The sequence below is a fragment of the Ruegeria sp. R13_0 genome, assembly GCF_017743995.1.
Lineage (GTDB): Bacteria > Pseudomonadota > Alphaproteobacteria > Rhodobacterales > Rhodobacteraceae > Ruegeria.
In genome coordinates this window covers 1-25,651 of sequence record NZ_JAGHRB010000014.1, presented here as the reverse complement: position 1 = coordinate 25,651, position 25,651 = coordinate 1, and the positions used below count along the sequence as shown (strand labels likewise).

Genomic DNA, 25,651 nt, shown 5'->3' with positions numbered 1-25,651 from the left:
TCAAACCGCAATGCTCAAGTTGGATCATCGCCGGACTTTGGGTCTTTGTACCGGTTGAGGTCCAGAATGCCCGCCTGAATTGGTTTGTCCTTCAGAAAACGGGCGTGGATCTGATCGCTGATGGCCCAGAAGTCTTCGCTGGTCCGGCGCACGCCGAAATCGGCAATCAACTGCATCCAGTCCTCTTGCGTGGCGACACCTTTCACAGCCTGAACAAAGTCGGGCAATTGCGCCTCAGGCAGTTTGAAGAAGAAGTTTGGGTAGCTTCCGATCATCTCAGGTAAAATGGTCAGAACGTCTTCTTCGGGTTCTCGCCGGGCGGTCTCATCGAACAGGAAGGCTATATTGGTATGGGCCTTGTCGTGGATCAGGGTGAAAACTTCGGCTTTCTCGTCGCTTGTCTCGACCACCAACAAGGACAGATCGGGTAGAAACTTGACCCACGGCCCGGTCTGGCTAGTGAGGGAAGTCAGGGCATCCTGCGCGCAATCCCCACCATCGCATCGGTTGATCGGGTCTGAGCGCGACCATAGCCCGTTGCCGCGGGCCAAAAGCTGCAGAAAAAACTCCTGCTTGGGGGCGTCCGTTTCAAACGTAATCCCGGTGGGCATCGTGTCGTCGATGCGACGGGTGTGCCAGAAAGTGTGCAATCTGGCCAGAACGCCTCGGTACCAGTTTTCGTGCATCCCCGGCCGCAGATTGCGTGGCATGAAGGTCAGGAAGTTGTCCTCACTCTCCATACGCAATTCGTCCATGTAGATGCGGGTCGCCAGTTGGTGTTCGACACGTCCGAACACATCATATCCAGCGACCAGATTATAGTAGATCCGTTCAAACACCGGATAGTCGATGACCCAGGCGGTTTCAGGGATATCGCCATGAAACCCAGTCAGGGCCGAGGCGTTGTCGAAGTGTCGAAACACGGTGATCAGGGCGTTCGGGTTGGATCCCTCGCCATCCCAGATCGCGTCATAGCCCCAACCGGTTTGATGCGCAGGGCTGTTGCGATAGCGGGTATCGCGAAACTCAAGGTACTGGGCCTGATTCTGATGCGAGAACATGTGCAGGTCGCCCAAGCTTTGGCCTACCTGCGCGACGGGCAGCTCAAGAAGCGCAGCGCCTTCGGCCAGAAAACTTGGGTCGGTGATCGAGAGGTCGGCGTCAGGGTCAAGGAAACTGACCCAGAACCGGTCCTCGATGACGTCAACGGCAGTCTCTCCGTGACAGACGGGGCCGCGGATGAAACTGCGCACGAAGAACAGTGCGTCGTCCAACAGGAATTGATAGCGGCTACGCACGGGGATCGCCGCGAAGGTCGAGAACGGGTCTCCGCCCTCGGCATCGCCATAGGAGGGCAGGTCGGTCAGTGCCCAGTTGGGCTGCAGGAACAGCGCCTGAAACCGCGCCATGCGATCCGGGCTCAGCGTATAAACCAGGTGTTCTTTGTGGACGATGGTTTCATTGACCGGTTGTAGACGGTAGTAGAACGGGTTGGAGCCCGGATCATCAAACGGGCGGCGGGTGGCGATGATGTCGATCTTTTCTCCGCTGGGCGTTCTGGACCGGACCATTTGAAAGAACCGCCGTGGGTCGTCGCCTTCGAAATGTAGGCGGGCCAGAAACAGGTGTTCGAACAGATACCGGTTCATCAATTGCGCGCGCGGGTCGGGGGCGTTCAGAAATGCCTCCCACACGGTAACCTGCTCTTGGATATCGTCCGGCAATGGCGTGGTCGCCTCAGGCAAGGCTGCTCCGTTCTGCAACCAGTCCATCAACAGCGCATGCTCTGAGGCTGCCAGTGGAGCAGTCCCATAGGGCATTCCGGCCATGGGATGACTTTCGCGAAAGGCGTCGAACTCTTTATTTGTTGGGCAGACCAAGGGGCGGTCAAGTGCCAGCCCCAACGTTTCCGGCAGGGGCGCGTTTGTGGGCAGAGGGTTCTCGGCCCCCAGTGCCAGATAGCGCTCCAACAAGCTGGTCTCGCCTTGCGCCTGTGGAAGAACCGGATGGAATCCCAAGTCCCGCCACCCCTCAAGCGTTGTAGCATCCTGCCCTAAACGGGTTGGCTGGGCATCTTCCAGACGCTGCGAATGGTAAACCGCCAGCTTGCTGCCGCCGCGCAGCAGCCCCTCGGGCGAGGTCAGCTTGACCTGACAGGGCGCGTCGTAGCAGCCGTGGCAAACCACGCATCGCTTGTCGAGAACCGGCTTGACCTGTGACCAGTCTGCCTGACCAGAGGCGGGAAGAGGGCTAACGCCGATCAAGCTTGCAAATAGGGTAACCCAAATTCTGGCTGGCATCGTTGTCCCCCCAACTATCGCGCGCACAACCACAATCTTGGTCCAAGCGCCCGGTTTGTCGAGTCCCCCATCCCGCTTGCGCCCGGCGTGCAGTTGCGCTCTTGTGAGGCGACCGATTTCCAACCCCGACCGGAGCTTGCCTTGGACTGGCGCGATCACGGCATCTTACTGACCACGCGCCGCCACGGTGAAACGGCCGCGATTATTGAGGTCTTCACCGAGACTCATGGCCGTCATGCGGGCGTGGTGCGCGGTGGAACCAGCCGCAAGATTGCGCCGATCTTGCAGCCCGGCGCGCAGCTGGACGTGCTGTGGCGGGCGCGGCTTGAGGAACATATCGGCACCTTCCAGGTCGAACCCTTGCGTTCGCGCGCGGCGGCGGCGTTCTCCGGTCGGCTGGCGCTGGCGGGGTTGAACGCGGTGGTGTCTTTGTTGTCCTTCTGCCTGCCCGAGCGCGAGCCGCATCCCGCCATCTACACCCAGACCGAGCAGTTGATGGATCTGCTAGGGCAGGATGAGATTTGGCCGCTGGCCTATCTGCGTTGGGAACTTGCGCTGCTTGAGGAGCTGGGCTTTGGCCTCGATCTGTCCTCTTGCGCTGTAACCGGCGCGACCGAGGGGTTGGTCTATGTCTCACCCAAAACGGGTCGGGCCGTCAGTGTGGAAGGCGCCGGAGAGTGGGCCGACCGCCTGTTGCCCCTGCCGCCCTGTCTAAGAGGCGAAGGGACGGCACCGGATGCCGAGATCGTGCAGGGGCTGAACACGACGGGGTTTTTCTTGGAACACCGCGTTGCACCCGCGCTGGGCCATCACCCGTTGCCCGAGGCGCGGGCGCGGTTCATTGAGAGGCTTACTCGGCGGCTTTGAACACCATCTCGTGCCCGTCCTCATTGCGCAGAATAAGAACATCGCCCGAAACCTCGGATTGGGTCATCGCCAACAGGGCGGCGAAATACATTCCCTCGGCCTCAAGCGCGGCACAGGCGGCGCGGGTGGCGGCAAGGTCCTTGATCTCGAACCATGGATAGGGCGCGTTCAGCGTGCCATTGTAGCTGTTGCAGGGGGCGTTGCCCGCGATTTTGCCCTCCTCGGGGAATTGCAGCAGGGCGCTGGCTTCAAAGGGCTGTCCGTCAATCTCCTGCAGGACCCAGGACCGGTCAGATGCGCCATAGGCCGCCACGGTTTCATCGCGGTCGCATTGAAACAGGGCCATCAAGGGCAGAACGAGGGTCAGTCGGAGCATGGGCACAATCTAGCGTGTCTTCGGGTGCGGCTGAACCGGAATCTCAGCTGCCCGCGCTGGCCGAGATCAGCTCTTCGCGCACCTCCAGCCGGGGCCGCCAGTTGTAGCGGTCGTCTTCCGAGATCTCGCCCCAGAACAGGTCGCCGCTCTGCCGCCAGGGGTCAAGGATCACGCCGTCTTCCAAGCTATCTCCCCGCGCGCTGATCGCGGCCGAATGGTGGATGATGCGGAACGTGGTCGGAGGAGAGGTGGCCCAATGCACATCCAGCGTTTGAAAGTTCTCTTGCTGCAAGCGCCGGGTCATGGCCTGCGCCCAGTCATTGCACAGGCCGTAGTCGCGAAAGCCGTTGATGACCTTGGCGTTGTGAACGATCGGCGAATCCGTCACGTTCCAGTCCCGCTTCAACTGCTGCGAATAGCTGAACGAGATTTCCGCGGCGCGGCGGGCCTCGGCCGGATCGACATCGGGGCCAAGGTTGCGGATCTCAAGCGCCAGCCCATCGACATTCGCCCGTGTGACGGTCGAAGACGGAGCGCAAGCCCCAAGTGTCAGTATCACCAAGGCAGCCAGCAGCGCGGTCAGGCGTATCACGTTTGTCTCTCCGTCCGGGTTTCGAAAGGTCGTGTAAGTGATCTGCGCAGGATCGGGAAGGGGGAAGTTGCAGTGAGGAGTGTTCAGAATTGGTTATGTACGCGTGGTTAGCGCCGCGGACAAAATGTGCAGTTCAAGAAAAAAACCCGGCGCGAACGCCGGGTTCAGTTGGGGAAATGAAGTTGCCGAATTTCGGTCAGCCCAGCAGACGCCGTGCGATGACCTGTGCCTGAATTTCGGCAGCCCCTTCGAAAATGTTCAGGATACGCGCGTCGCACAGGACGCGGCTGATCTTGTATTCCAGCGCAAAGCCGTTGCCACCGTGGATCTGCAGCCCGTTATCCGCCGCGGCCCAGGCCACGCGAGCGCCCAGCAGCTTGGCCATACCGGCCTCAAGATCGCAGCGCTGGCCGTGATCTTTTTCCCAGGCCGAGAAATAGGTCAACTGCCGCGCGATCATGATCTCAACCGCCATCATCGCCAGCTTGCCGGACACGCGCGGGAAGTTGATCAGCGACTTGCCAAACTGCTTGCGGTCTTGCGCATATTGCATCGCGATATCCAGCGCACTTTGCGCCACGCCTATAGCGCGGGCGGCAGTTTGGATACGGGCGGACTCAAAAGTCTCCATCAATTGCTTGAAGCCTTTACCTTCTTCGCCACCCAGAAGGTTCTCACCCTTCACATGGAAGCCGTCGAAGCCCAGCTCGTATTCTTTCATGCCGCGATAGCCCAGCACCTCGATCTCACCGCCGGTCATGCCGGGGGTGGGGAAGGGGGCCTCATCTGTGCCCGGCGTCTTTTCGGCCAGGAACATCGACAGGCCGCGGTGGTCGGTGCTGTCAGGATTGGTACGTGCCAGCAGGGTCATCACATGGGTGCGGGCCGCGTGGGTGATCCACGTTTTGTTGCCAGTAATCTCATAGTCGCCATCGGCGTTTTTGACCGCGCGGGTGCGCAGGCTGCCAAGATCCGAGCCGGTGTTGGGTTCGGTGAACACAGCTGTCGGCAAGATTTCAGCGCTGGCCAGTTTCGGCAGCCAGTTTGCTTTTTGCTCATCCGTGCCGCCTGCGATGATCAACTCGGCCGCAATCTCGGAGCGCGTGCCTAGTGAGCCAACGCCGATATAGCCACGCGAAAGCTCCTCGGACACCACGCACATTGAGGCTTTGGAAAGGCCGAACCCGCCGAACTCTTCGGGAATGGTCAGGCCGAAAACGCCCATCTCGGCAAGTTCTTCGATGACCTCGATCGGGATTAGTTCGTCCTTGAGGTGCCAGTCATGGGCGTGCGGTTCGACCTTTTCGACGGCATAGCGACGGAACTGGTCGCGGATCATCTCAAGTTCTTCGTCCAGACCCGACGCGCCGAACATGGTGGCTCCGGCCTGGTCTTCCATGAGAGCGACAAGGCGCGACCGCGCGGCTTGCGTATTGGCCTGCGCCATCAGCGTCTGGATCTCAGAAGTCTGGAACCCGGACAGAGCGTCCCAGCCCAGCCCCAGATCCTGCAGGCGGACAACCTCGCCCTGGTTCATGGAGATGCCACCAGCGACCTGATGCAGATACTCACCAAAGGCGATCTGGTGCAACAGTTGCTCAATCTCGCCAAACTTGCCGTCCGCCTCAAGCGCTTCGGCCCAGCGTTGCATCTGTGCAAGGGACTGATGATAAGTTGCCAGCCATGCAAGCCCGTGGGCAGCTGTCTGGTTCGCCTCGATCAACGCACCCGAGATGCGACCGTCAGCCTCGACCATGGACCGTACCGAATCGCGTGCACGCTCAAATACAGCGTCGACCGCTGGTACAGCGGCCTTTGTCAGGGCCAGAAGGTCCGGCAAAATCGCAGCTGTCGTCATCTGGGTCATATCCTGTCCGTCATGGGCCATGAATCACGTCCTCTTTTGCGTCGTCTGGTCATATCATGCTGCGCGTGCAGCGCAACAAAAATACTTATTACGCTGCGAAAAAGTTCAAAAATTACCTTGGCGTTTTTGCAGTGCAGAGAGCGTGCAGGGTGATATCTAGACGGCATGACATTGTTTTCCACACTCTCTCCGACCGATCTTGCTCTTGCCGCTGCGATTGCGTGTCTTGCCGGATGGGTCAAAGGCATGGTCGGGTTTGCGATGCCGATGGTTCTGGTTTCTGGTCTGAGCATGTTTCTGTCGCCCGAGCTTGCTGTTGCCGGTCTGATCTTCTCGACCGTTGTGACCAACGGCGTTCAGGCGCTGCAGGAAGGGGGGAGAGCGGCTATTGCGTCGATCCGGCGGTTCCGGGTTTTTCTGAGCGTCGGTTTGATCTTTCTGCTGATCGGGGCCCAATTGGTGACGCTGGTTCCGGCCTCGACCTTCCTGATGTTGATCGGCATTCCGGTGACGGGTTTTGCATTGCTGCAGATCCTCGGGGTCACCTTTTCCCTCAAGACGGCATCAGCGCGTTTCGAAGCGATCTTCGGAGCAATCGCCGGATTTGTCGGTGGGATGTCGGGCGTGTGGGGGCCTCCGACCGTGGCGTATCTGACAGCCCTGAACACCCCAAAGCAAGAGCAGTTGAGAGTGCAGGGCGTGATCTATGGTTTGGGCGCTGTGGCTTTGACAGTGGCCCATATCGGATCAGGGATACTGAATCGAGAGACAGCACCGTTCTCAGCCGTTTTGGTCGTGCCGGCCCTTGCGGGGTTGTGGCTGGGGATGCGGTTGCAGGACCGCATTGATCAGGCCCTGTTTCGGAAAATAACCCTGTTGGTGCTTCTGGTTGCTGGGTTGAACCTTGTCCGCCGAGGCCTGTTCGGTTAGCGGATCACGCCCGCTTGTCTGCAAAGCGAAACGCGAAATAGAGGCCGAGCATTAGGAAGAACAGGCCCGAGACGTCTCCGATCAGAAAGGCAATGTACTCTGCGGTCGCACTGCCGAAGGCCAAATTCGTTAGACCTGAGACCAGGAACGAGGTCACAACTCCGACGCCCATGATGCAAATCCAGCAGGGTTTGCGGTCGGCGCGTGGAAACAGATCCCAGCCGAGCCATTTGCAGAGATAGAAGACCGCTGGAACCGTGGTTACGGCGATTGCCATTGCCATAATACGGCTTGGCAGGAACACATCGCTGCCGCCGAGCGCTGCGAAAACGATGAAAACACCGGGAAGAAGGGCAAAGATCGCCCTCCAGCCCAATAGCCACGCGGATAAAACGCGCACGCCATGTGGCAGAAACAGCAGACTTGCCCGGCTTGGATATTCGGGAAAGAACAAGTTCTGCAAAGGCATCAGGACCTCAAAAGTGAGGAAGGATGCGATCACATAGGCCAAAGAGGCAAAAAAAGTTTCCGAGGCCCACTTGCGCACGTCGATCAGCCGTTGATCTGCCGGGGCGCGGCGTCACCGTGGTGCATGTACGATATACCGTCCGCGATTGGCTGTGCCGCTTTGCGACAGATAACCCTTTTCCACCAGCGACTTCAGCGCACGGAAAAAGGTGGGCCGCGAAACGCTCTGAACCAGAGTGTGTTCGATCAAGCCGAATGTCCGGACTTCTTGGTCGGCTTTCGATAGCTCTTCGGCCGCGTAATAAATGTCGCGCTCGACCGGGGAAAGCTGTTCAAGGCCCAGTGTGCGCTCCATGCTTTGCATGAGCTTGCGAAGTTCGGTGAGTTTCGAGATTTCGGTCATATCTTACCTGTCATTTTCGTGCCAAATTGGCCAAAGCCGAAACCTGGAAATATGTCCAAACACCGTGGTGTCTGACTGGTTTCATATTGACACTTTACCCCATCTACATAGACTAGTGTTGTGATTAGGTTGCCCAATTCGCCGGTGTGAGTGTCCGCGCATGAGCTGCCCAAAGGTTATTTTAAGATTTGGCCCGGTGCAAAAGCCCCGGGCCAATTTAATGCACCGACTGTAGCGTATCGGAAACTTCGGAACAACGCATTTGTATACGCTGTTTCTGCTCGGTAACCGGAAGGTGAACGTTCAGGCACAGAAAAGGGCGCCGAAGCGCCCTTGAGACAGGTCAGCCGATGGCAACGGCCTTGATGTCTTCGTCGATGAACGGGATATACTGTTCAAAGTTTTCCGCAAACATCTGCACCAGTTTCTCGGCTTGCTTGTCGAACGCAACCTGATCATCCCAAGTGCGGCGCGGGTCCAGCAGAACCTCGGGCACGCCGGGAACCGAGACAGGCACGTCAAAGCCAAAATTGGCGTCCTTGCGGTACTCGGCATCGGCCAGCGAACCGTCCAGCGCGGCGGTCAGCAGGGCGCGGGTGGCCTTGATCGGCATCCGGCTGCCAACGCCATAGGCGCCACCGGTCCAGCCAGTGTTCACCAGCCAGCAAGTTGCGCCATGCTGGGCGATCTTGTCACGCAGCAGGTTGCCATAGGCCTCAGGGCGGCGCGGCATGAAGGGCGCGCCAAAGCAGGTCGAGAAGGTCGGCTGCGGCTCGGTCACGCCCCGCTCGGTGCCTGCGACCTTCGAGGTGAAGCCAGACAGGAAGTGATACATCGCTTGCGCCGGTGTCAGCCGCGCGATCGGAGGCAGCACGCCGAACGCATCACAGGTCAGCATGATAATGTTCTTGGGATGACCGCCCAGAGCGCTGCTGGATGCATTCGAGATATACTCAAGCGGGTACGCACAGCGCATGTTCGCGGTCAGCGAGTCATCGTCGAAATCCAGTTCTTTGGTTTCGGGATCGAAGACCATGTTCTCGATCACCGTTCCGAATTTCGAGGTTGTCGCGTAGATCTCGGGCTCGGCCTCGGCGTTCAGGTTGATGGTCTTGGCATAGCAGCCGCCTTCAAAGTTGAAGGTCCCGCGATCCGACCAGCCATGTTCGTCGTCACCGATCAGAATGCGTGCCGGATCGGCGGACAGCGTGGTCTTGCCGGTGCCCGACAGGCCAAAGAAAACGGCGGTGTCGACCGGGTTGCCAACGGCGTGGTTGGCCGAGCAGTGCATCGGCATCACGCCTTTTTCCGGTAGCATGTAGTTCAGCAGGGTAAAGACGGATTTCTTGTTCTCGCCCGCGTATTCGGTGCCGCCGATCAGGATCAGCTTGCGGTCGAAGTTCAGTGCAATCACAGTCTCGCTGCGGCAATTGTGCTTGGCGGGATCGGCCTGGAAGCTGGGGCAGTTGATGATGGTGAAGTCAGCCGTGAAGTCATCCAGATCTTCGCGATCCGGGCGGCGCAGTAGATGGCGGATGAACAGGTTGTGCCAGGCCAGCTCGGTGACCATGCGCACGTTGATCGAATAGGTCGGATCGGCCCCGCCAACGAGGTCCTGCACAAAATAGTCGCGGCCTTTCATATGGGCCAGCATGTCTTCGTACAACGCATCAAAGCCTTCGGGGCTCATGGCGGCGTTGTTTTCCCACCAGATGCTGTCGGCGACGCTGTCGGTTTTCACGACGTGTTTGTCCTTAGGCGAACGGCCAGTAAACTTGCCGGTGGTGACCAGAAAGGCCCCGCCATTGCCAAGAATGCCTTCGCCGCGCTTCAGCGCTTCTTCGATCAGCGCTGGTTCCATGAAGTTGTAATAGACATTGCCCAGACCCTCTATGCCCTGATCTTCGAGGCGGAATTGCGGGTTAACCCGTCCAGATGTCATGTGTGTCTTCTCCTGTGGCGGCGCAGAGGCAGTTCGGCCCGGTGCGCTCTTGGGGCAATCATGCCGGACGACTCCGGCGGACAGGCGTCCTCTTATCATGGTCATTTGGGGCATGAACAGGAGGCTTTGACGCAGTTAGCGCAACCAAGTTCAGGTTTAGCGCCATCACAAATTTCCTGTCGGAAAACCCGGCAGCATTTTGCGGTCAGCAAGGCATTTTTGCCGCAGAACTGCCGCAAGAATGGCTTGATTCGTGGTTACGGATTGATTCGGCGCCTTAAAACCGCCAACAATATCCTACAAAAAAGCGTATTATTGCGTATGTGAGCAGGAATAGGGGTGACCCCAATGTCAAAGATTGCACTGGTGGATGACGATAGAAACATTCTGACGTCGGTATCCATGACGCTCGAAGCTGAGGGTTTCGAGGTTGAAACGTATAACGACGGTCAGGCTGCGCTGGATGCTTTCAACAAAAAGCTGCCTGATATGGCTGTTCTGGATATCAAGATGCCGCGCATGGACGGGATGGACCTGCTGCAGCGGCTGCGCCAGAAAACCCAGATGCCTGTGATCTTCCTGACCTCCAAGGATGATGAGATCGATGAGGTTCTGGGTCTGCGCATGGGCGCGGATGACTATGTGAAGAAGCCGTTTTCGCAGCGCCTTCTGGTCGAACGTATTCGCGCCTTGCTGCGTCGTCAGGAAGCCACCGAGGGCGATAGCACCGCGGTCAGCACCGGTGATGCGAAGGTCATGGAACGTGGTGAGTTGCGGATGGACCCGCTGCGCCATGCGGTGACCTGGAAGGGTAATGATGTTTCACTGACTGTGACCGAGTTTCTGCTTCTGCAGGCCCTGGCGCAGCGCCCTGGCTTCGTCAAAAGCCGCGACCAGCTGATGGATGTGGCCTATGACGATCAGGTCTATGTCGACGACCGCACCATCGACAGCCATATCAAACGTCTTCGCAAGAAGATGCGCGCCGCTGATCCTGAGTTCTCGGCTATCGAGACGCTCTATGGTATCGGCTACCGCTACAACGAAGAATAGGCACGCGCCCCGTTTGAAGGTATTGTGGTCCCGTGCGTGACACTGACCAATCTGACGAGCTGCACGACGGTGATGTCGTCATCGGGGATGACTGGGTTATCCCGCAAGACCCCGAGTCTGCCGAACTGCGAGAAAAGCGGTCGCGGAGGAACCTGTTTTCTCTGCGCGGCTCGCCTTTGGCACGCAAGATCGTCACCTTCAACCTGATCGCCCTGGTCATTCTGGTAACCGGGCTTTTGTATCTGGACGATTCCCGGAAGGAACAGGTTCAGCAAACCGCGCGCAACCTCATGGGCGACGCGCAGCTGGTTAGCAACGTGTTCGAGGCTCAGATTCGTCAGAACGCAGCCGCGGGCGCTCAGAATCCGCGGGTGCTGGATGTGGGTGACACTCTGGCAGGGTTAAGCCTACCAGAAGGTGGCGAAGTTTTCGTCTACGATGCAAGCGGCACGTTGATCGGCTGGACGCGTGGTGCCTCAGTTGCTGTGGATCTGTCGACCATCCTGCAATCGGAGGCGGACATCCAAACCGGAAGCACCGTTATCAGTGACGCTTTGAATGCGGTATGGACCGGGGTGTCCAGGGTGTTCAACTGGTCAACGACTGACGAGGCCCCGACACTGGCCCAACGGGTGCAATCCATCATCCCCGATACGCTTGGCGGCAGAACGCAGGTGCAGGCCGTTCAAGACGAGATGGACGAGACGGTGATCGTTGCCGCCTCTCCCATCGTGTTCAACGACGCGACGGTCGGAGCTGTTGCCATAACCGGACCGGCAGGTGAGATTGACGCGCTGGCCCGGCGCGAGCAGGAGCGTATTCTGCAAATGTTTGTTGTCGCTCTGCTGGTCTCGGTTGGTCTTAGCCTTGTTCTGGCGTCGACCATTGCCAATCCTCTGGCCGACCTAGCCGCCGCCGCCGAGATGGGTAAGGACCGGGGTACAGGCGTCAATCCGGGCCGCATTCGCATCCCGGACCTCAGCGCACGCCCCGATGAGATTGGTCGTCTTAGCTTGGCGCTGCGGGGCATGGTCACGGCGCTTTACAACCGGATTGACGCGAATGAACAATTCGCAGCGGACGTGGCGCATGAGATCAAGAACCCGCTGGCCAGCCTCCAATCCGCTGTGGGAACGCTGCGGATGGTCAAGCGCGACGATCAGCGTGAAAAGCTCATGGGCGTCATCGAACATGACGTGCGGCGTCTGGACCGCCTTGTCAGCGACATCTCCAACGCCTCGCGGCTGGATGCGGAGCTTGTGAAAGAGGCCGAACAGCCCTTTGATCTGCTGAAATTGCTGGACAATCTGGGTCAGTTTCTGGGCGAAGATGCCAAGTCCAAGGGCATTGAATACGCCACAGACCTGCCCGCCGAACCGATCGTGATCAATGGGCTTGAGGCGCGCTTGGCGCAGGTTTTCGTCAACCTGATCACGAACGCAATTTCCTTCTGCGAAGACGGCGACGCAATCCGTGTCTGGGTACGTCAACGCGACCACCGCGTGCTTGTCGTTGTCGAGGACACAGGCCCCGGCATTCCGGAACAGGCCCTGACCAAGGTCTTCAAACGCTTCTACTCTGAGCGCCCCGAGGAGCATTTTGGCAATAACTCGGGCCTCGGGTTGGCGATCTCGAAACAGATTGTCGAGGCGCATGGCGGTGTGATCTGGGCCGAGAATATCCGACCGACCGAAGCCGATGTAACCTCGGAGCCGCTGGGAGCGCGTTTCGTCGTGGGGCTTCCTGTCTAGGACATGAGCAGTCAGACGCTTTCAGACATTGCGGACAAAGACAGCGCCTGTGTTCACGCGACCTGTGTCGCGGTTCAGGGGCGGGGGCTTCTGATCGTTGGGGCCTCGGGGTCGGGAAAGTCCTCACTCGCCCTTCGCATGATTGCCCTTGGGGCCGATCTGGTTGCCGACGACCGGGTCAATCTGCGGCGGGACGCGGGTGCGGTGATTGCCGACGCACAGCCACAGATTTCTGGCCTGATCGAGGCGCGCGGCATCGGACTGTTACGCGCTGCCCCTTGCGGCCCGGTGGCTTTGGATTATGTGCTGGACATGGACCAGAAGCAGCCCGCCCGCCTGCCAGAACCCGTTACTTTGCAGTTGCTGGGGCACTATGTAGCCTTGTTGTTTGGCGCCGGTGTGCCCAATTTGGCCGAAGCACTGATGCAATTGCTTAAAATGGGGCGCGTAGACCCGGAATGGACCAGCACATGACAGCGCAACGGCGGATCGTTCTGGTGACCGGGCCGTCCGGGGCAGGCCGATCGACAGCTATTCACGTGCTTGAGGATCTGGGGTTCGAGGCGATCGACAATCTGCCCATGGGTCTGCTGACACGCCTGCTGGAAGGCGCGGGGGACGATCGGCCCATGGCGTTGGGGATTGATGCGCGCAACCGGGATTTCTCGACCATCGGCTTCATCGAACTGGCCGCCAAGCTGGGCCGTATGGAACAGGTTGACCTGACCGTCCTCTATCTGGATTGCAGTGATGAGGTTCTTCTGCGCCGCTTCTCGGAAACCCGCAGACGTCACCCTGTGGCGAAGGACGCGGGCCCTGAAACCGGCGTGCGTCAGGAAAAAGAGCTGCTGGCCCCGATCCGTGAAATTGCCGATACCCTGATCGACACCAGCGCCCTGAATGTTCACCAGCTGCGTGAAGAGGTCGAACACTGGTTCGCCCCACAGGGTGGCCGCCATCTTGCGGTCTCGATCGAGTCTTTTTCCTATAAACGCGGCCTGCCGCGCGGCCTCGACATGGTGTTCGATTGCCGTTTTTTGGCCAATCCCTATTGGCGACCGGAATTGCGTGCCGCCGACGGTCGAAACGCTGACGTGGCGCGCTATGTCCAATCCGATAAGAACTACGCTCCGTTCTTTGACCGGGTGGTTGGAATGCTGGACCTTCTGCTGCCTGCCTTTCGCGCCGAGGGCAAAGCCCACCTGTCGGTTGCTTTCGGCTGTACCGGCGGCCAGCACAGATCTGTCGCATTGGCCGAGGCGGTTGCGATAGCCCTTGCAGACAGGGGGCAGCAGGTGGCAATTAGGCACCGCGAGATGGAACGACGCGCATTGAATGTGAGGCCGGATTGATCGGGATAGTGATCGTAGCGCATGGAGGGTTGGCCAAAGAGTATCTGGCCGCCATGCAGCATGTTGTCGGGCCTCAGCCCGGCCTCGTCGCGATTACGATCGAACCCGATCATGACCGCGATGAAAAGCAGGCCGAAATCTGCCGCGCCGCTAACGACGTTGATATGGGCGGCGGAGTGGTGATCGTTACGGACCTGTTCGGCGGCAGCCCGTCGAACCTCAGCCTCAAGGCATGCGCGCCGCAGGATCGGCGCATTTTGTATGGCGCAAATCTTCCCATGCTGATCAAACTGGCCAAAAGTCGCCACTTGCCCGTGGCTGACGCCGTGCGTCACGCGATGGAGGCTGGACGCAAGTACATCAATGCGCAAAATGTGACATTGGACTAGGACCGGACGTATTGAAATGACCAATCGAAGCTTGAAAATCATCAATGAAAAGGGCCTGCACGCCCGCGCCTCGGCCAAGCTGGTTGAGGTGGTGGAAGGTTTCGATGCCAGTGCCGAAGTCTCGAAGGACGGACTTTCTGCATCAGGCGACAGTATCATGGGCCTTTTGATGTTGGCAGCCTCGCGCGGAACCACTATTGACGTCGAGACCTCCGGGCCGGATGCTGAGGCATTGGCAGAAGCCTTGGAAACGCTTGTGAACGACAAGTTCGGCGAGGGGTTCTAAAGCCACCCCGCCGGGACAAGAAGAACGGGAAGACCAGGAATTGGCGGAAACAACGCACGACACCAAGACAGGCCCCGTTGTCGACGGGACAGATGATCAGGGCGAGATCTACGACCGTAGAACCCTGACCTACGCCAATTCATTCGACGATGCCTGGACAGCGACGGCAATCCGCGCCATCGAATGGTGTACCGGAAAGCTGACCATTCTGCGGATGGTCAATAAATTCGAAAAGAAAAACGAGCAGTATCGCGGCCAGCGGTTCTGGGGCGGTGCGCTCAAGACGATGGGGATCACCCTCACCACGCCCGAGGAACAGATCGCACGTATTCCCAAAACCGGCCCTGTCGTTGTTGTTGCCAACCACCCGCACGGCATGGTCGACGGTATGATTTTTGCCGAATTGATCGGACGTGTCCGTAGCGACTACCGTATCCTGACCCGCTCGGTTTTGACTGGTCTGGATGAGGCCGCGACCTCGTTCATGATCCCCGTTCCTTTCCCGCATGACCCCGAAGCGCAGGCCAAAATGCTTGAAATGCGGACCAAAGCGATGGACCACCTGAAAGAGGGTGGCGTGGTCGCCCTGTTCCCCTCGGGCGTTGTGATGTCCTCGGATGATTGGTTTGGGCCAGCGATTGAGCGCGAATGGAACGTCTTCACCGCCAAGATGATCCGACGCTCTGGTGCGACCGTGGTGCCGATCTACTTTCCCGGCCGCAACTCGCGCGCCTATCAGATTGCCAACAAACTCTCGCCGATCCTGCGGCAAGGCCTGTTGCTGCATGAGATCGTCCGCTCTTGCAACAAGCCCCAGTCCCCGGTGATTGGAGAGCCGATCTCGGGCGAAGACATGCAGCTGCTCGAACGCGACCCGCGCGGTTTCATGGCGTGGCTGCGAAACCACACGATGTCCTTGGGCGGTACGGCAAAGCGCTGACCCGCTCCTTCTTCTGGCGAAAAAAATTCTGGGGGTGAGACCGGATGAAATCCGGGCGAGGAGGCCTGCCCCCTCTTAGCGCGTCGGAACAGGCACTTCGCCACGATAGTCGTAGAATCCACGCTGGGTCTTGCGCCCCAGCCAACCGGCCTCGACATATTTCGTCAGCAGCGGACAGGGGCGATACTTGGTATCCGCCAGCCCATCATGCAACACGTTCATGATCGCCAGACAGGTGTCGAGCCCGATGAAATCGGCCAGTTCCAGTGGCCCCATAGGATGATTGGCGCCCAGCTTCATCGACTGGTCGATGGATTGAACACTCCCCACACCTTCATAGAGCGTATAGACCGCCTCGTTGATCATCGGCATCAGGATACGGTTCACGATGAAGGCCGGAAAATCCTCAGCGCTGGCAGCGGTTTTACCCAGTTTATCGACCACGGCCTTACAGGCGTTGTAGGTCTCTTCGTCCGTGGCAATTCCCCGGATCAGCTCGACAAGCTGCATGACGGGCACCGGGTTCATGAAGTGGAACCCCATGAACCGCTCGGGCCGGTCAGTCCGGCTTGCCAGACGTGTGATCGAGATCGAGGATGTGTTCGATGTCAGGATTGTATGGGGCAGCAAATGCGGTTGCAGATCCTCAAAGATCGCCTGTTTGATCGTCTCACGCTCGGTCGCGGCCTCGATCACCAGATCGGTCTGGCCCAGACGCGGCAGCTCCAGTGTCGCTGTGATCCGCCCCAAAGCGGCTTGCACAGCCTCGTCCGAGATCTTCCCGCGTGAGGCCTGACGCGCCAGATTGCCTTCTATCGTCTTTACGGCATTGTCCAGCGCGTCCTTGTTGACGTCATTGACCAACACGTCATAGCCCGCCAACGCCAGAACATGCGCGATCCCGTTGCCCATCTGGCCTGCGCCAATCACTCCGACCGATTTGATTTCCATGCTCTGGTGCCTCTGCTCTCAGCTTGCGGCGACATTACCGGCAGTTTGGGGCGGGCGGCAAGAGGCATCAGAGGTCCGCAGACCGGTCAAATTTGCCTCAAATCCGCGCATTAGCAATTTCGCAAGACTTGCGACGGCAAGATGGCAACCGGGTGAAAAATTGGGTGAGTGATATGAGCTATCATCAAACGGGCGCAGCTGTGCCCGAAGACAGTATCTGTCAGTATGGGGCGTCAAAACTGCGATTCCGGGGGCCGTCACGTGCGTTGGACGGGTCCTATTTGGCCTGCATCGGAGGGGACGAGACCTTTGGTCGCTTCGTCGAACGCCCCTATGTCGCGATTCTCGAAGGTCTACTGGACCGTAAATGCGTCAACTTCGGCAGTCTTCTTTGTGGGGTTGAGGCGCTGTGCGGCGATTCCACCTTGGTTAAACTGGCGAATGAGTCCGATCTTTGCGTGCTGCAATTGCCGGGGGCGCTGGGACAATCGAATCGCTTCTACCGGGTGCATCCGCGCCGCAATGACCGGTTTTTATCGCCAACGCCGGACCTGCTGACGCTCTACCCTGAGGTGGATTTTACGGACGTCCATTTCGTACGACACTTGATGGGGCTGTTGCATTCCTATTCGGACGCACGCTTCGAAATCGTCACACACGAACTTCGCAAAAAGTGGGTCGAGGCGCTTGGCGCTTTTCTACAGGGGATCCGGCCTCCGGTCGTTTTGCTGAACCTGCAGGTCGATGGCGAGATCGCCCATGAGGTTGCCGTGCCGCTGGGCTGTGAACCCGTCTTTGTTGATACCGAGATGATGGAAGCACTGAGGCCGTACAGTGCGGATGTCGTTTCGATGTCAGTCCGGATCTCCGGCGAATCGGATGAGTTGGAGGATATGCTGTTCGGGACCCTTCAGCAGCCTATGGCCGAACATATGATCGGCCCGGCGACCCATCGTCGGATCGCAGAAACTCTTTTCCGATCGATCCGTGATTTGCATTGAAAAAGGCCCGCCGAGGGGGCGGGCCTTACAATGGTTTTCCAAGCAACCGCTTGGTTCGATCAGCCGAGTTTCTCGGTCAGTTCCGGCACGGCCTGGAACAGGTCGGCAACCAGACCGAAGTCGGCAACCTGGAAGATCGGCGCTTCTTCGTCTTTGTTGATCGCAACGATGACCTTCGAGTCTTTCATACCCGCCAAGTGCTGGATCGCGCCCGAGATGCCGACAGCGACATACAGGTCCGGTGCAACGACCTTACCGGTCTGACCCACCTGCCAATCGTTCGGGGCATAGCCAGAGTCAACAGCAGCACGCGACGCGCCAACAGCAGCGCCCAGCCTGTCGGCCAGGGTTTCGATCAGTTTGAAGTCCTCTTCCGAGCCGACACCACGGCCACCCGAAACAACAACACCAGCCGAGGTCAACTCGGGACGGTCGCTCTCGGCAACCTTGTCCTCAACCCAGGACGACAGGCCGGGGTTTTCGCCAACCGAGATGGTCTCAACCGCAGCCGAACCGCCTTCGCCTGCCGCATCAAAGGAAGCGGTGCGGAAGGTGACGACTTTCTTGGCGTCGTTCGACTTGACGGTCTGGATCGCGTTGCCTGCATAGATCGGACGCTCGAAGGTCGAGCCGTCAACCACGCCGGACGCGTCCGAGATCACCATCACGTCCAGCAGCGCAGCAACGCGCGGCATGACGTTCTTGGCGTCGGTGGTGGCAGGGGCAACGATGTGCTCATAGCCATCGGCCAGACCTACGATCAGTGCTGCGGTCGATTCAGCCAGGCGGTGGCCCAGCGACTCGTCTTCAGCAACCAGAACCTTGGACACGCCGTCGATCTTGGCGGCAGCCTCACCGGCAGCAGCGGCAGAACCACCCGCGGTCAGAACGGTCACATCACCCAGCGATTTCGCAGCGGACACGGCCTTGGCGGTGGCGTCCAGCGACAGTTCGCCATTGTTGACTTCGGCAAGCAGAAGTACAGCCATTACACAGCCCCCGCTTCTTTGAGTTTCGAGACCAGCTCATCAACCGAGCCGACGACGATACCAGCGGCACGGGCCGGCGGCTCATCGGTTTTGACGATTTCCAGACGCGGAGTGACGTCGACGCCGTAATCGGCAGCGGTTTTCTCATCCAGCGGCTTTTTCTTCGCCTTCATGATGTTCGGCAGAGACGCATAACGCGGCTCGTTCAGGCGCAGGTCAACGGTCACGATGGTCGGCATCTTGACGTTGATGGTCTGCAGACCGCCGTCAACCTCACGGGTGATCTTGGCGGTGTCGCCTTCGATGTCCAGCTCGGACGCGAAGGTGCCTTGGCTCCAGCCCAGCAGGGCCGATAGCATCTGGCCGGTGGCGTTCATGTCGTTGTCGATCGCCTGCTTGCCCGCCAGAACGATGCCGGGCTGCTCTTCCTCGACCACTTTGGCCAGGATTTTCGCAACGGCCAGAGGCTCGATATCCGTGTGGACGTCATCCGCAGCCACAACCAGGATCGCGCGGTCGGCGCCCATGGCCAGAGCAGTCCGCAGTGTTTCCTGCGCCTGCTTCACGCCGATCGAAACAGCAACGACTTCGTCAGCCTTGCCTGCTTCTTTCAGGCGGATCGCCTCTTCAACTGCAATCTCGTCGAACGGGTTCATCGACATCTTTACATTGGCGAGATCAACACCGCTGCCATCCGCCTTAACACGGACCTTAACGTTGTAGTCAATCACGCGCTTGACAGGCACAAGTACCTTCATTTTTGCGTTCGCTCCTTACAAAAACGGCAAGCCGCGTCGCGACTCCACCAATGCTCTCGCGGGACTAGATAGCGCCTCAATCTCATCGACAACAGAGCAAAATCGTCACGTCATGGGCTTGAGACGTCGCGTTTTGTGTTTTTTGACGAATAGGGAGCAGAGTTTTTGACGGTTAGCCGTCGATGATGGGATTTGGTTGCCGGTGGCCAACACGCCCAGCTGAACCAAGACGACTGAATGTTTTGGTTAGCGGTGCGCCGAGTATACGACGCTTTGCGCCCACCCTTCGGGCTGGGGCTCCGCCCTTCTGGTCGCCGGGACGTCCACTTGACGTTCCGCTGCTTTCAGCGGTTCGCTCCCGCCCTGCGGGCCGGGACTTTGTCCTTCCGGTTGCCATAGCGTCCAGTGGACGTCCCGCCGCTTTCAGCGGTTCGCGCCCGGAACCCACAAGACATCATCCTTGCCGCTGTTGTTGGCGCAGCGGGCGGCGACGAAGAACCAATCACTCAGACGGTTCAGATATTTAACCGCGACCTCGTTGACAGGCTCCATATTGGTAAGCTCAACTGCCAGACGCTCAGCCCGGCGTGAGACGGTGCGGCAGACATGCAAATGCGCCGCCAAAGCCGAGCCGCCGGGCAGGATGAAGCTGCGCAGCGGTTCAAGATCAGCATTCATCGCGTCGATTTCAGCCTCGAGCCGATCGATCTGAGCAGGCGCGATGCGCAGCGGTGGGTAGTCGGCCTCGGCGTCCTTTTCCATGTCGGGGCGGCAAAAATCAGCCCCCAGATCGAACAGGTCGTTTTGAATGCGGGCCAGCGCGGCGTCAGTTTCGCCCTCGGCTTCGGTCCTGGCAACACCGACAAAGGCGTTCAGCTCATCTACCGTGCCATATGCGGCCACGCGGCCCGAGTATTTCGCAACCCGCTCGCCATTGCCCAAAGCGGTTTTTCCGTCATCGCCTGTGCGCGTGTAGATCTTGTTCAGAACGACCATCTTCAAACTCCTTGTCCGCGCAGGAAGACGTAAAGCACAATCAGTACTACGGCAATGAATTGAAAGAGGATGCGCAGGCGCATCATCTTGTTGCTTTTCTTGGCGGCATCCATGCCGCTTTTACCGAAATTTGCGATTCCAAGGGTCAGCACGACGACAACCGCCGCCATCGCCAAGAGCAAAACGACCATCAAAGGGTCCATCGTCAGTCACCGTCCGCTTTTTCTTTGTGTGCGCCTGATCTAGCGCCTGCAGTGCCAAAAGCGAACGGGAAATTTTGCCTCAGATGTCTGACAGGATTCGGTCGATGGCTTTTGTTGGCAGAATTCGCCGCAAATAGCCCGCAATATAGGTCGGAGTCGTCACGTAGTAGCGCGCCTTGGGCCGTTTCGCTTCGACCGCATAGGCTAGCTTGTCGGTCACCGCCGAGGCCGGCAGTTCGAACCTGTCAGGCCCCGAGCTTTCGTAGAGCCGTTTCAGCAACGATGCCTCATACCTGTCACGCAGGACCGAGTTCTCCCAATCCACGAACCGCTCGAACACCGGAATCGCCTTTTCGCGGATTTTCGACGTGATCGGACCGGGTTCGATCAGGATGACCTTGACGCCGCTGCCGCGCAGTTCCAGGCGCATCGTGTCGGTCAAGCCTTCGATCGCGTATTTGGTGGCGACATAAGCACCGCGCCAAGGAAACGCGACCAGCCCCAGAACTGAGGAGTTCTGGACAATGCGCCCATGACCCTGTTCGCGCATGACGGGAATGACCTGCCGCGTCAATTCATGCCAGCCGAAGACATTTGATTCGAAGATAAACCGCAAACCGTCGGTCGGCACATCTTCGACCGCGCCGGGCAACCCGTGCGCTCCGTTGTTGAACAGCGCGTCCAAGGTGCCTCCGTTGGCCTCAAGAACTTCGGCCAGTCCGGCGCTGATGCTGTCTGTGTCCTGATAGTCGATTCGCGGGCTTTCAAATCCCTGCGCGCGTAGCCTGTCGCAATCCTGTTGCTGGCGGCACGAGGCAAAGACGCGCCAACCGCGTGCGCGCATACCGTGTGCTGCATCCAGACCGATGCCGGACGAACAGCCGGTAATAAGAATTGATTTCTGCATGATGGCCCCGAACCTCAACGTCCCCAACACCTAGGGCGCGAGAGGAAACAGGGCAATGACGCCCGGACGTCAGTTTGCGGTTTTGCGGACCAGTGACGCCGAAATCCATCCGACCTGTTGCCCGGGAAACACGCGTGTGCGTAGCCAGCCGGTGCCGGAATCGCTCAGGACCTCGACCCGTTGTCCGATCGTGGCCTTGCCGATGATGGGATAGATCGTGCCCGGACCATCGCGCATGTTCACGCGGGTGCCAGAGATTTCGCGGATGTCCTTTTCGGGTTCCGCGACAGGGGCGACGGCGGGTTCTGCGTCGGTTGCGACTTGCTGCAACGCCGTCACGCCGCCTTCCAGCGAGGCCAGCGTCAGCGTGACATCCTGATCTTCGAACAGGGACGGATTCGCCTGCAATCCAGCTGCAACCTGAGACAGAAGCGCCTTGGTCTCTTCCTCTCCCAGAACAGGCTCGGGTTCTGCAATAGGCTCGATCACCGGGATGGGTTGAGCTGCGGCGCGGGTCACCAACTCCTCAACCGGTGCGGCAGCCGGAGGCGTCGCCTTGGGTGCAGGTTCGAACGTGGCCGCCATGCGCTGCGGATTGTCACTGCGCAGGCCGCGCGGCTCGAAATCGGGGCCTCCGCTCATGACGTAGAAGGCCCAGCCAAGGGCGGCAAAAGTAACAAGTATCAGGCGCGTCATGACGCTTCCCCCCGAAGAAATCGTAAATACAAGAATTGGCAGCAGTTTAATTCATGAAAGCATAGCATATTTCGAGGCGGGAGTCGAAAAATGGGGGAAATCCGTGGGTTGCCTCCCCCTGTTGCAAAAAGCGCGACTTGTCCCCAGTAAAATAAGTCTTGGTTGCTTTACCAAGCCGCGCTTGCGTCGTATCACATTATATATGAACGATACGATCGACGACCCCAACATGGAGGCCCCTGACAATGGGGGCGAGGTAGCCGAACCGCTACGCCGCGCAATTGGCGAGCGCTATCTGACCTATGCGCTGTCCACCATCATGCATCGGGCGCTGCCGGATGCGCGTGACGGTTTGAAACCGGTTCACAGGCGAATCCTCTATGCGATGAGGGAACTACGACTCAGTGCAACCGGAGGTTTCCGGAAGTCCGCGAAGATCTCGGGTGATGTGATGGGTAACTATCACCCTCATGGTGACGCCGCGATTTACGACGCGATGGCGCGTCTGGCGCAGGACTTCAACGTCCGCTACCCGCTGGTCGACGGGCAGGGGAATTTCGGCAATATCGATGGTGATAACCCGGCGGCTTCGCGATACACCGAAGCGCGGATGACCATCGTAGCCGAGGCGCTGCTTGAGGGTTTGAACGAAGACGCTGTTGATTTCCGCGACAATTATGATGGGACGCTGACCGAACCGGTCGTGCTGCCCGCGCAGTTTCCGAACCTATTGGCGAATGGTGCCAGCGGTATTGCCGTGGGCATGGCGACGAATATCCCGCCGCACAATATCTCGGAACTCTGCGACGCTTGTCTACATCTGATCAAAACGCCGGATGCGCGCGACGACACTCTGTTGAACTATGTGCCCGGCCCGGATTTCCCGACCGGTGGCGTGATCGTTGAGCCGCCCGAGAACATCGCGCAATCCTATCGCACCGGGCGCGGGTCCTTCCGCCTGCGCTGCAAGTTCGAGGTCGAGGATCTGGGCCGCGGCCAGTGGCAGATCGTCGTCACCGAGATCCCGTATCAGGTCCAGAAGTCCAAGCTGATCGAAAAGATCGCGGAACTGATCCAAACCAAGAAAATCCCTATCCTCGCAGATGTAAGGGACGAATCCGCTGATGACATTCGTCTGATCCTCGAGCCGCGTTCCAAAAACGTCGACCCCGAGGTGCTGATGGGCATGCTCTATCGCAACTCGGACCTAGAGGTGCGGTTCAGCCTGAACATGAACGTGCTGATCGACGGTGTGACGCCTAAAGTCTGCTCGATGAAGGAAGTGCTGCGCGCCTTCCTCGATCACCGGCAAGAGGTTCTGATCCGCCGCTCGCGTCACCGCATGGCGAAGATCGACCATCGGCTGGAGGTATTGGAGGGCTTTATCGTCGCCTTCCTCAATCTCGACCGTGTGATCGACATCATTCGCTACGACGACGACCCCAAAGCCGCGCTGATGCGCGAGGATTGGGGTATCGACCACGTCCGCGCCACAGATGAATCCGACTACATCACACCCAAACCGGGTGAGGGTGAGTTGTCTGAAGTTCAGGTCGACGCCATCCTCAATATGCGCCTACGCAGCCTGCGTCGTCTCGAAGAGATGGAACTGGTCCGCGAACGCGACGAGTTGATGCTGGAGCGCGCCAATCTCGAAGACCTACTGGCCGACCCCGCTCTGCAATGGGCCAAGATCGCCGAGCAGTTGAAAGAGACCAAGAAAACCTTCGGCAAAGACTATGAAGGCGGCGCGCGCCGTACCAGGTTCGCCGAGGCCGGACAGGTCGAGGAAGTGCCGCTTGAGGCGATGATCGACCGTGAACCGATCACGGTGGTCTGCTCTCAGATGGGCTGGATTCGGGCCATGACCGGTCACATCGACCTCAAGCGCGAATTGAAGTTCAAAGATGGCGATGGCCCTCGGTTCATCTTTCATTCGGAAACCACGGATCGGTTGCTGGTGTTCGCATCGAACGGGCGGTTCTACACCGTCAGCGCCTCCAACCTGCCCGGCGGGCGGGGTATGGGTGAGCCACTCCGCCTGATGGTCGATCTGCCGAACGAGGCACAGATCATCGACATCCTGATCCACAAGCCGGGGCGCAAGCTGCTTGTGGCCTCCGACGCAGGCAACGGCTTTATGGTGCCCGAGGATGACGTTCTGGCGCAGACACGCAACGGGAAACAGGTGCTGAACGTCAAAGGCGAAGAGACAGCGATGATCTGTAAACCCGTCGCGGGCGATCACGTCGCAGTTGTCTCACAAAACGGCAAGTTCCTGGTCTTCCCGACCGAAGAACTGCCAGAGATGACCCGAGGCAAAGGCGTGCGTTTGCAGAAATACAATATGGCGCGCGGCCGGCAGGGCACGTTGGAGCTGGATGGCGGACTGTCCGACATCACCACCTTTAACTGGGAGGAAGGGCTCAAGTGGTCCATGGGCGGCGACAAAACCCGGCATGAGGCGGATATGTCCCAATGGCTGGCCAAACGCGCCAGCGTCGGGAAAAAGCCCCCTTATGGTTTCCCGCGTGACTATAAATTCTCGTGATCTTACGAGGGTTTCGGGCGAAATCCGCCGATACGGCTTGGCACAGGCCGTATCGGTGCGCTAGATCAAAGAAAAACAGGCCTATCGAGACGAGATCATGCTGCGCATTTTGACCCTGATTACTGGACTTGCCCTGATGAGCGCCTGCACGCAGACGCAAGTTTATGAAGAACCCGAGTCATTGGGGGAATTCAAGTTGCGCGTAAACTATGCGTTTGCCGACAAAGCGGTGAAGGGACCTGTCTCTCGCGATGCGACGCCGGATGAATGGACCAAGGCAATCCAGAACGCGGTCGATATCCGCCTGGGCCGCTACGAGGGCGCACAGGAATATGATATCGGTATCAGCCTCGAAGGCTACATGCTGGCGCCTCCGGGAATTCCGGTGATCTACAATCCCAAAAGCACGGCGATTGTTCTGGTCAACGTCTATGATGTGAAAAAGAAAGAGTTCCTCGCCAAAGGCAAGCAGTTCCAGGTTCTGGAAGATACGACCGGCGAAAGTGCTTTGGCGGGGTCGGGTCACTCCCGCACCAAAGAAGAGCAGATGAGCGGTTTGGCCTTGAAGGTTGCGGACCGAGTCGAAGAGTGGTTGGCCGAAGAACATAGCGACAATGGTTGGTTTGACCGGCGCCCGGACCTGATCCAGCCGCTGGAAACGAGTGAGCTCACGCAAAATCCAGCGTGATCGGCGCATTTCCCTCAGGATGTGCTTGATTTTCCCCTTTGAACCAAATATCTCGCGCGCGCAGATGTAACCACGGGACCAAGGGTCCCCCAAATCGCAAAAGGGCGCCTGAGGAATGGCAAAGGAAAAGTTTGAGCGTACAAAACCGCACGTCAACATCGGCACGATTGGGCACGTTGACCATGGTAAGACGACGCTGACCGCAGCGATCACCAAGTATTTCGGTGACTTCAAAGCGTATGACCAGATTGACGGTGCGCCGGAAGAGAAAGCGCGCGGCATCACCATCTCGACCGCCCACGTGGAATACGAGACCGAGAACCGCCACTACGCGCACGTTGACTGCCCCGGTCACGCCGACTACGTCAAGAACATGATCACCGGTGCTGCCCAGA

General features: G+C 58.9%; 28 protein-coding genes. 14 read left to right on the top strand and 14 right to left on the bottom strand.

Features of this window, described 5'->3' with window-relative positions:
* Positions 1 to 14: 14 nt before the first annotated feature.
* Positions 15 to 2,300: a fatty acid cis/trans isomerase gene (locus J7394_RS17610; RefSeq protein ID WP_209254974.1), complete on the bottom strand. Its 2,286-nt coding sequence runs from the start codon at positions 2,298 to 2,300 to the stop codon at positions 15 to 17.
* A gap of 141 nt (positions 2,301 to 2,441) precedes the next feature.
* On the opposite strand from J7394_RS17610, the gene recO reads away from it, so the two are divergent.
* Complete coding sequence (gene recO / locus J7394_RS17605) at positions 2,442 to 3,167, top strand: DNA repair protein RecO (RefSeq protein WP_209254971.1); 726 nt, start codon at positions 2,442 to 2,444, stop codon at positions 3,165 to 3,167.
* Here recO and J7394_RS17600 read toward each other — a convergent pair.
* The 3 genes from J7394_RS17600 to J7394_RS17590 form a co-directional block, all read right to left on the bottom strand.
* The gene (locus J7394_RS17600) at positions 3,151 to 3,543 is read right to left on the bottom strand and encodes an META domain-containing protein (RefSeq protein ID WP_209254969.1); all 393 of its coding nucleotides are present in this window, start codon (positions 3,541 to 3,543) and stop codon (positions 3,151 to 3,153) included. The genes recO and J7394_RS17600 overlap by 17 nt on opposite strands.
* Positions 3,544 to 3,586: 43 nt before the next feature.
* A complete protein-coding gene (locus J7394_RS17595; RefSeq protein WP_371812069.1) occupies positions 3,587 to 4,135 on the bottom strand; it encodes a hypothetical protein in 549 nt (182 codons plus the stop codon).
* Between the two features lie 196 nt (positions 4,136 to 4,331).
* Positions 4,332 to 6,023 (bottom strand): acyl-CoA dehydrogenase family protein, encoded by a 1,692-nt coding sequence (locus J7394_RS17590; RefSeq protein WP_209254967.1) that lies wholly within the window; start codon positions 6,021 to 6,023, stop codon positions 4,332 to 4,334.
* Between the two features lie 144 nt (positions 6,024 to 6,167).
* Here J7394_RS17590 and J7394_RS17585 point away from each other — a divergent pair, with 144 nt between their 5' ends.
* Positions 6,168 to 6,932 (top strand): sulfite exporter TauE/SafE family protein, encoded by a 765-nt coding sequence (locus tag J7394_RS17585; RefSeq protein WP_209254965.1) that lies wholly within the window; start codon positions 6,168 to 6,170, stop codon positions 6,930 to 6,932.
* 4 nt (positions 6,933 to 6,936) lie between these two features.
* On the opposite strand, the gene J7394_RS17580 is transcribed toward J7394_RS17585, so the two are convergent.
* The 3 genes from J7394_RS17580 to J7394_RS17570 all read right to left on the bottom strand — a co-directional run bounded on the left by J7394_RS17580 (position 6,937) and on the right by J7394_RS17570 (position 9,745).
* Complete coding sequence (locus J7394_RS17580) at positions 6,937 to 7,401, bottom strand: hypothetical protein (protein ID WP_247748283.1); 465 nt, start codon at positions 7,399 to 7,401, stop codon at positions 6,937 to 6,939.
* Positions 7,402 to 7,512: 111 nt separating this feature from the next.
* Positions 7,513 to 7,803, bottom strand: coding sequence for a hypothetical protein (locus J7394_RS17575; RefSeq protein ID WP_170380432.1), 291 nt, complete (start codon positions 7,801 to 7,803; stop codon positions 7,513 to 7,515).
* Between the two features lie 343 nt (positions 7,804 to 8,146).
* Positions 8,147 to 9,745: a phosphoenolpyruvate carboxykinase gene (locus J7394_RS17570; RefSeq protein WP_209254963.1), complete on the bottom strand. Its 1,599-nt coding sequence runs from the start codon at positions 9,743 to 9,745 to the stop codon at positions 8,147 to 8,149.
* Between the two features lie 60 nt (positions 9,746 to 9,805).
* On the opposite strand from J7394_RS17570, the gene J7394_RS17565 reads away from it, so the two are divergent.
* The 8 genes from J7394_RS17565 to J7394_RS17530 are packed head-to-tail and all read left to right on the top strand — an operon-like array spanning position 9,806 to position 15,516.
* Complete coding sequence (locus J7394_RS17565) at positions 9,806 to 10,072, top strand: hypothetical protein (protein WP_209254961.1); 267 nt, start codon at positions 9,806 to 9,808, stop codon at positions 10,070 to 10,072.
* Between the two features lie 21 nt (positions 10,073 to 10,093).
* Entirely contained in the window at positions 10,094 to 10,798 is a 705-nt protein-coding gene (locus J7394_RS17560; protein WP_209254960.1) for a response regulator transcription factor, read from the top strand.
* 32 nt (positions 10,799 to 10,830) lie between these two features.
* Positions 10,831 to 12,549 carry a sensor histidine kinase gene (locus tag J7394_RS17555; protein ID WP_209254958.1) on the top strand — a complete coding sequence of 573 codons (1,719 nt, stop codon included), beginning with the start codon at positions 10,831 to 10,833 and terminating at the stop codon, positions 12,547 to 12,549.
* A gap of 3 nt (positions 12,550 to 12,552) precedes the next feature.
* Positions 12,553 to 13,023, top strand: a complete 471-nt coding sequence (locus tag J7394_RS17550) for an HPr kinase/phosphorylase (RefSeq protein ID WP_209254956.1) — start codon at positions 12,553 to 12,555, stop codon at positions 13,021 to 13,023.
* Positions 13,020 to 13,901, top strand: coding sequence for an RNase adapter RapZ (gene rapZ, locus J7394_RS17545; protein WP_209254954.1), 882 nt, complete (start codon positions 13,020 to 13,022; stop codon positions 13,899 to 13,901). The genes J7394_RS17550 and rapZ overlap by 4 nt, the downstream gene beginning before the upstream one ends.
* Entirely contained in the window at positions 13,898 to 14,290 is a 393-nt protein-coding gene (locus J7394_RS17540; RefSeq protein WP_170484001.1) for a PTS sugar transporter subunit IIA, read from the top strand. Before rapZ ends, J7394_RS17540 begins: the two co-directional genes overlap by 4 nt.
* A gap of 16 nt (positions 14,291 to 14,306) precedes the next feature.
* A complete protein-coding gene (locus tag J7394_RS17535; RefSeq protein ID WP_170380425.1) occupies positions 14,307 to 14,576 on the top strand; it encodes an HPr family phosphocarrier protein in 270 nt (89 codons plus the stop codon).
* A 40-nt stretch (positions 14,577 to 14,616) separates the two neighbouring features.
* Positions 14,617 to 15,516, top strand: coding sequence for a lysophospholipid acyltransferase family protein (locus J7394_RS17530; RefSeq protein ID WP_209254952.1), 900 nt, complete (start codon positions 14,617 to 14,619; stop codon positions 15,514 to 15,516).
* 75 nt (positions 15,517 to 15,591) lie between these two features.
* On the opposite strand, the gene J7394_RS17525 is transcribed toward J7394_RS17530, so the two are convergent.
* Positions 15,592 to 16,467, bottom strand: coding sequence for a 3-hydroxybutyryl-CoA dehydrogenase (locus tag J7394_RS17525; protein ID WP_209254950.1), 876 nt, complete (start codon positions 16,465 to 16,467; stop codon positions 15,592 to 15,594).
* Between the two features lie 173 nt (positions 16,468 to 16,640).
* Here J7394_RS17525 and J7394_RS17520 point away from each other — a divergent pair, with 173 nt between their 5' ends.
* Entirely contained in the window at positions 16,641 to 17,468 is an 828-nt protein-coding gene (locus J7394_RS17520) for a DUF6473 family protein (protein ID WP_247748282.1), read from the top strand.
* A 59-nt stretch (positions 17,469 to 17,527) separates the two neighbouring features.
* Here J7394_RS17520 and J7394_RS17515 read toward each other — a convergent pair whose 3' ends face one another.
* From J7394_RS17515 to J7394_RS17490, 6 genes are all read right to left on the bottom strand, one after another.
* Complete coding sequence (locus J7394_RS17515) at positions 17,528 to 18,457, bottom strand: electron transfer flavoprotein subunit alpha/FixB family protein (protein ID WP_209254948.1); 930 nt, start codon at positions 18,455 to 18,457, stop codon at positions 17,528 to 17,530.
* Positions 18,457 to 19,215 (bottom strand): electron transfer flavoprotein subunit beta/FixA family protein, encoded by a 759-nt coding sequence (locus J7394_RS17510; RefSeq protein WP_170463230.1) that lies wholly within the window; start codon positions 19,213 to 19,215, stop codon positions 18,457 to 18,459. The genes J7394_RS17515 and J7394_RS17510 overlap by 1 nt, the downstream gene beginning before the upstream one ends.
* 423 nt (positions 19,216 to 19,638) lie before the next feature.
* Positions 19,639 to 20,211, bottom strand: coding sequence for a cob(I)yrinic acid a,c-diamide adenosyltransferase (locus J7394_RS17505; RefSeq protein ID WP_170380420.1), 573 nt, complete (start codon positions 20,209 to 20,211; stop codon positions 19,639 to 19,641).
* A gap of 2 nt (positions 20,212 to 20,213) precedes the next feature.
* A complete protein-coding gene (locus J7394_RS17500; RefSeq protein WP_209254947.1) occupies positions 20,214 to 20,414 on the bottom strand; it encodes a twin transmembrane helix small protein in 201 nt (66 codons plus the stop codon).
* Between the two features lie 79 nt (positions 20,415 to 20,493).
* Positions 20,494 to 21,321: an SDR family NAD(P)-dependent oxidoreductase gene (locus tag J7394_RS17495; RefSeq protein WP_209254946.1), complete on the bottom strand. Its 828-nt coding sequence runs from the start codon at positions 21,319 to 21,321 to the stop codon at positions 20,494 to 20,496.
* A gap of 69 nt (positions 21,322 to 21,390) precedes the next feature.
* Positions 21,391 to 22,017 (bottom strand): SH3 domain-containing protein, encoded by a 627-nt coding sequence (locus J7394_RS17490; protein ID WP_247748281.1) that lies wholly within the window; start codon positions 22,015 to 22,017, stop codon positions 21,391 to 21,393.
* 202 nt (positions 22,018 to 22,219) lie between these two features.
* Between J7394_RS17490 and parC the strand changes: the two genes are divergently transcribed.
* From parC to J7394_RS17475, 3 genes are all read left to right on the top strand, one after another.
* Positions 22,220 to 24,568: a DNA topoisomerase IV subunit A gene (parC, locus tag J7394_RS17485; protein ID WP_209254940.1), complete on the top strand. Its 2,349-nt coding sequence runs from the start codon at positions 22,220 to 22,222 to the stop codon at positions 24,566 to 24,568.
* A 97-nt stretch (positions 24,569 to 24,665) separates the two neighbouring features.
* On the top strand, positions 24,666 to 25,256 hold the full coding sequence (locus J7394_RS17480) for a hypothetical protein (protein ID WP_209254938.1): 591 nt from the start codon (positions 24,666 to 24,668) through the stop codon (positions 25,254 to 25,256).
* A 115-nt stretch (positions 25,257 to 25,371) separates the two neighbouring features.
* Positions 25,372 to 25,651 (top strand): GTP-binding protein (locus J7394_RS17475; RefSeq protein WP_209252860.1); only part of this gene is annotated, 280 nt, incomplete at its 3' end.

Bases quoted from the DNA above. Each gene is read 5' to 3' on its own strand.
- J7394_RS17610 (WP_209254974.1), bottom strand. From the start codon at position 2,300: ATGCCAGCCAGAATTTGGGTTACCCTATTTGCAAGCTTGATCGGCGTT.
- J7394_RS17535 (WP_170380425.1), top strand. From the start codon at position 14,307: ATGACCAATCGAAGCTTGAAAATCATCAATGAAAAGGGCCTGCACGCC.
- parC (WP_209254940.1), top strand. From the start codon at position 22,220: ATGAACGATACGATCGACGACCCCAACATGGAGGCCCCTGACAATGGG.
- J7394_RS17550 (WP_209254956.1), top strand. From the start codon at position 12,553: ATGAGCAGTCAGACGCTTTCAGACATTGCGGACAAAGACAGCGCCTGT.
- J7394_RS17560 (WP_209254960.1), top strand. From the start codon at position 10,094: ATGTCAAAGATTGCACTGGTGGATGACGATAGAAACATTCTGACGTCG.
- J7394_RS17520 (WP_247748282.1), top strand. From the start codon at position 16,641: ATGAGCTATCATCAAACGGGCGCAGCTGTGCCCGAAGACAGTATCTGT.
- J7394_RS17585 (WP_209254965.1), top strand. From the start codon at position 6,168: ATGACATTGTTTTCCACACTCTCTCCGACCGATCTTGCTCTTGCCGCT.
- J7394_RS17575 (WP_170380432.1), bottom strand. From the start codon at position 7,803: ATGACCGAAATCTCGAAACTCACCGAACTTCGCAAGCTCATGCAAAGC.
- J7394_RS17480 (WP_209254938.1), top strand. From the start codon at position 24,666: ATGCTGCGCATTTTGACCCTGATTACTGGACTTGCCCTGATGAGCGCC.
- J7394_RS17510 (WP_170463230.1), bottom strand. From the start codon at position 19,215: ATGAAGGTACTTGTGCCTGTCAAGCGCGTGATTGACTACAACGTTAAG.
- J7394_RS17600 (WP_209254969.1), bottom strand. From the start codon at position 3,543: ATGCTCCGACTGACCCTCGTTCTGCCCTTGATGGCCCTGTTTCAATGC.
- J7394_RS17580 (WP_247748283.1), bottom strand. From the start codon at position 7,401: ATGCCTTTGCAGAACTTGTTCTTTCCCGAATATCCAAGCCGGGCAAGT.
- J7394_RS17500 (WP_209254947.1), bottom strand. From the start codon at position 20,414: ATGGACCCTTTGATGGTCGTTTTGCTCTTGGCGATGGCGGCGGTTGTC.
- J7394_RS17590 (WP_209254967.1), bottom strand. From the start codon at position 6,023: ATGGCCCATGACGGACAGGATATGACCCAGATGACGACAGCTGCGATT.
- J7394_RS17495 (WP_209254946.1), bottom strand. From the start codon at position 21,321: ATGCAGAAATCAATTCTTATTACCGGCTGTTCGTCCGGCATCGGTCTG.
- J7394_RS17570 (WP_209254963.1), bottom strand. From the start codon at position 9,745: ATGACATCTGGACGGGTTAACCCGCAATTCCGCCTCGAAGATCAGGGC.
- J7394_RS17525 (WP_209254950.1), bottom strand. From the start codon at position 16,467: ATGGAAATCAAATCGGTCGGAGTGATTGGCGCAGGCCAGATGGGCAAC.
- J7394_RS17505 (WP_170380420.1), bottom strand. From the start codon at position 20,211: ATGGTCGTTCTGAACAAGATCTACACGCGCACAGGCGATGACGGAAAA.
- rapZ (WP_209254954.1), top strand. From the start codon at position 13,020: ATGACAGCGCAACGGCGGATCGTTCTGGTGACCGGGCCGTCCGGGGCA.
- J7394_RS17490 (WP_247748281.1), bottom strand. From the start codon at position 22,017: ATGACGCGCCTGATACTTGTTACTTTTGCCGCCCTTGGCTGGGCCTTC.
- J7394_RS17565 (WP_209254961.1), top strand. From the start codon at position 9,806: ATGCCGGACGACTCCGGCGGACAGGCGTCCTCTTATCATGGTCATTTG.
- J7394_RS17515 (WP_209254948.1), bottom strand. From the start codon at position 18,457: ATGGCTGTACTTCTGCTTGCCGAAGTCAACAATGGCGAACTGTCGCTG.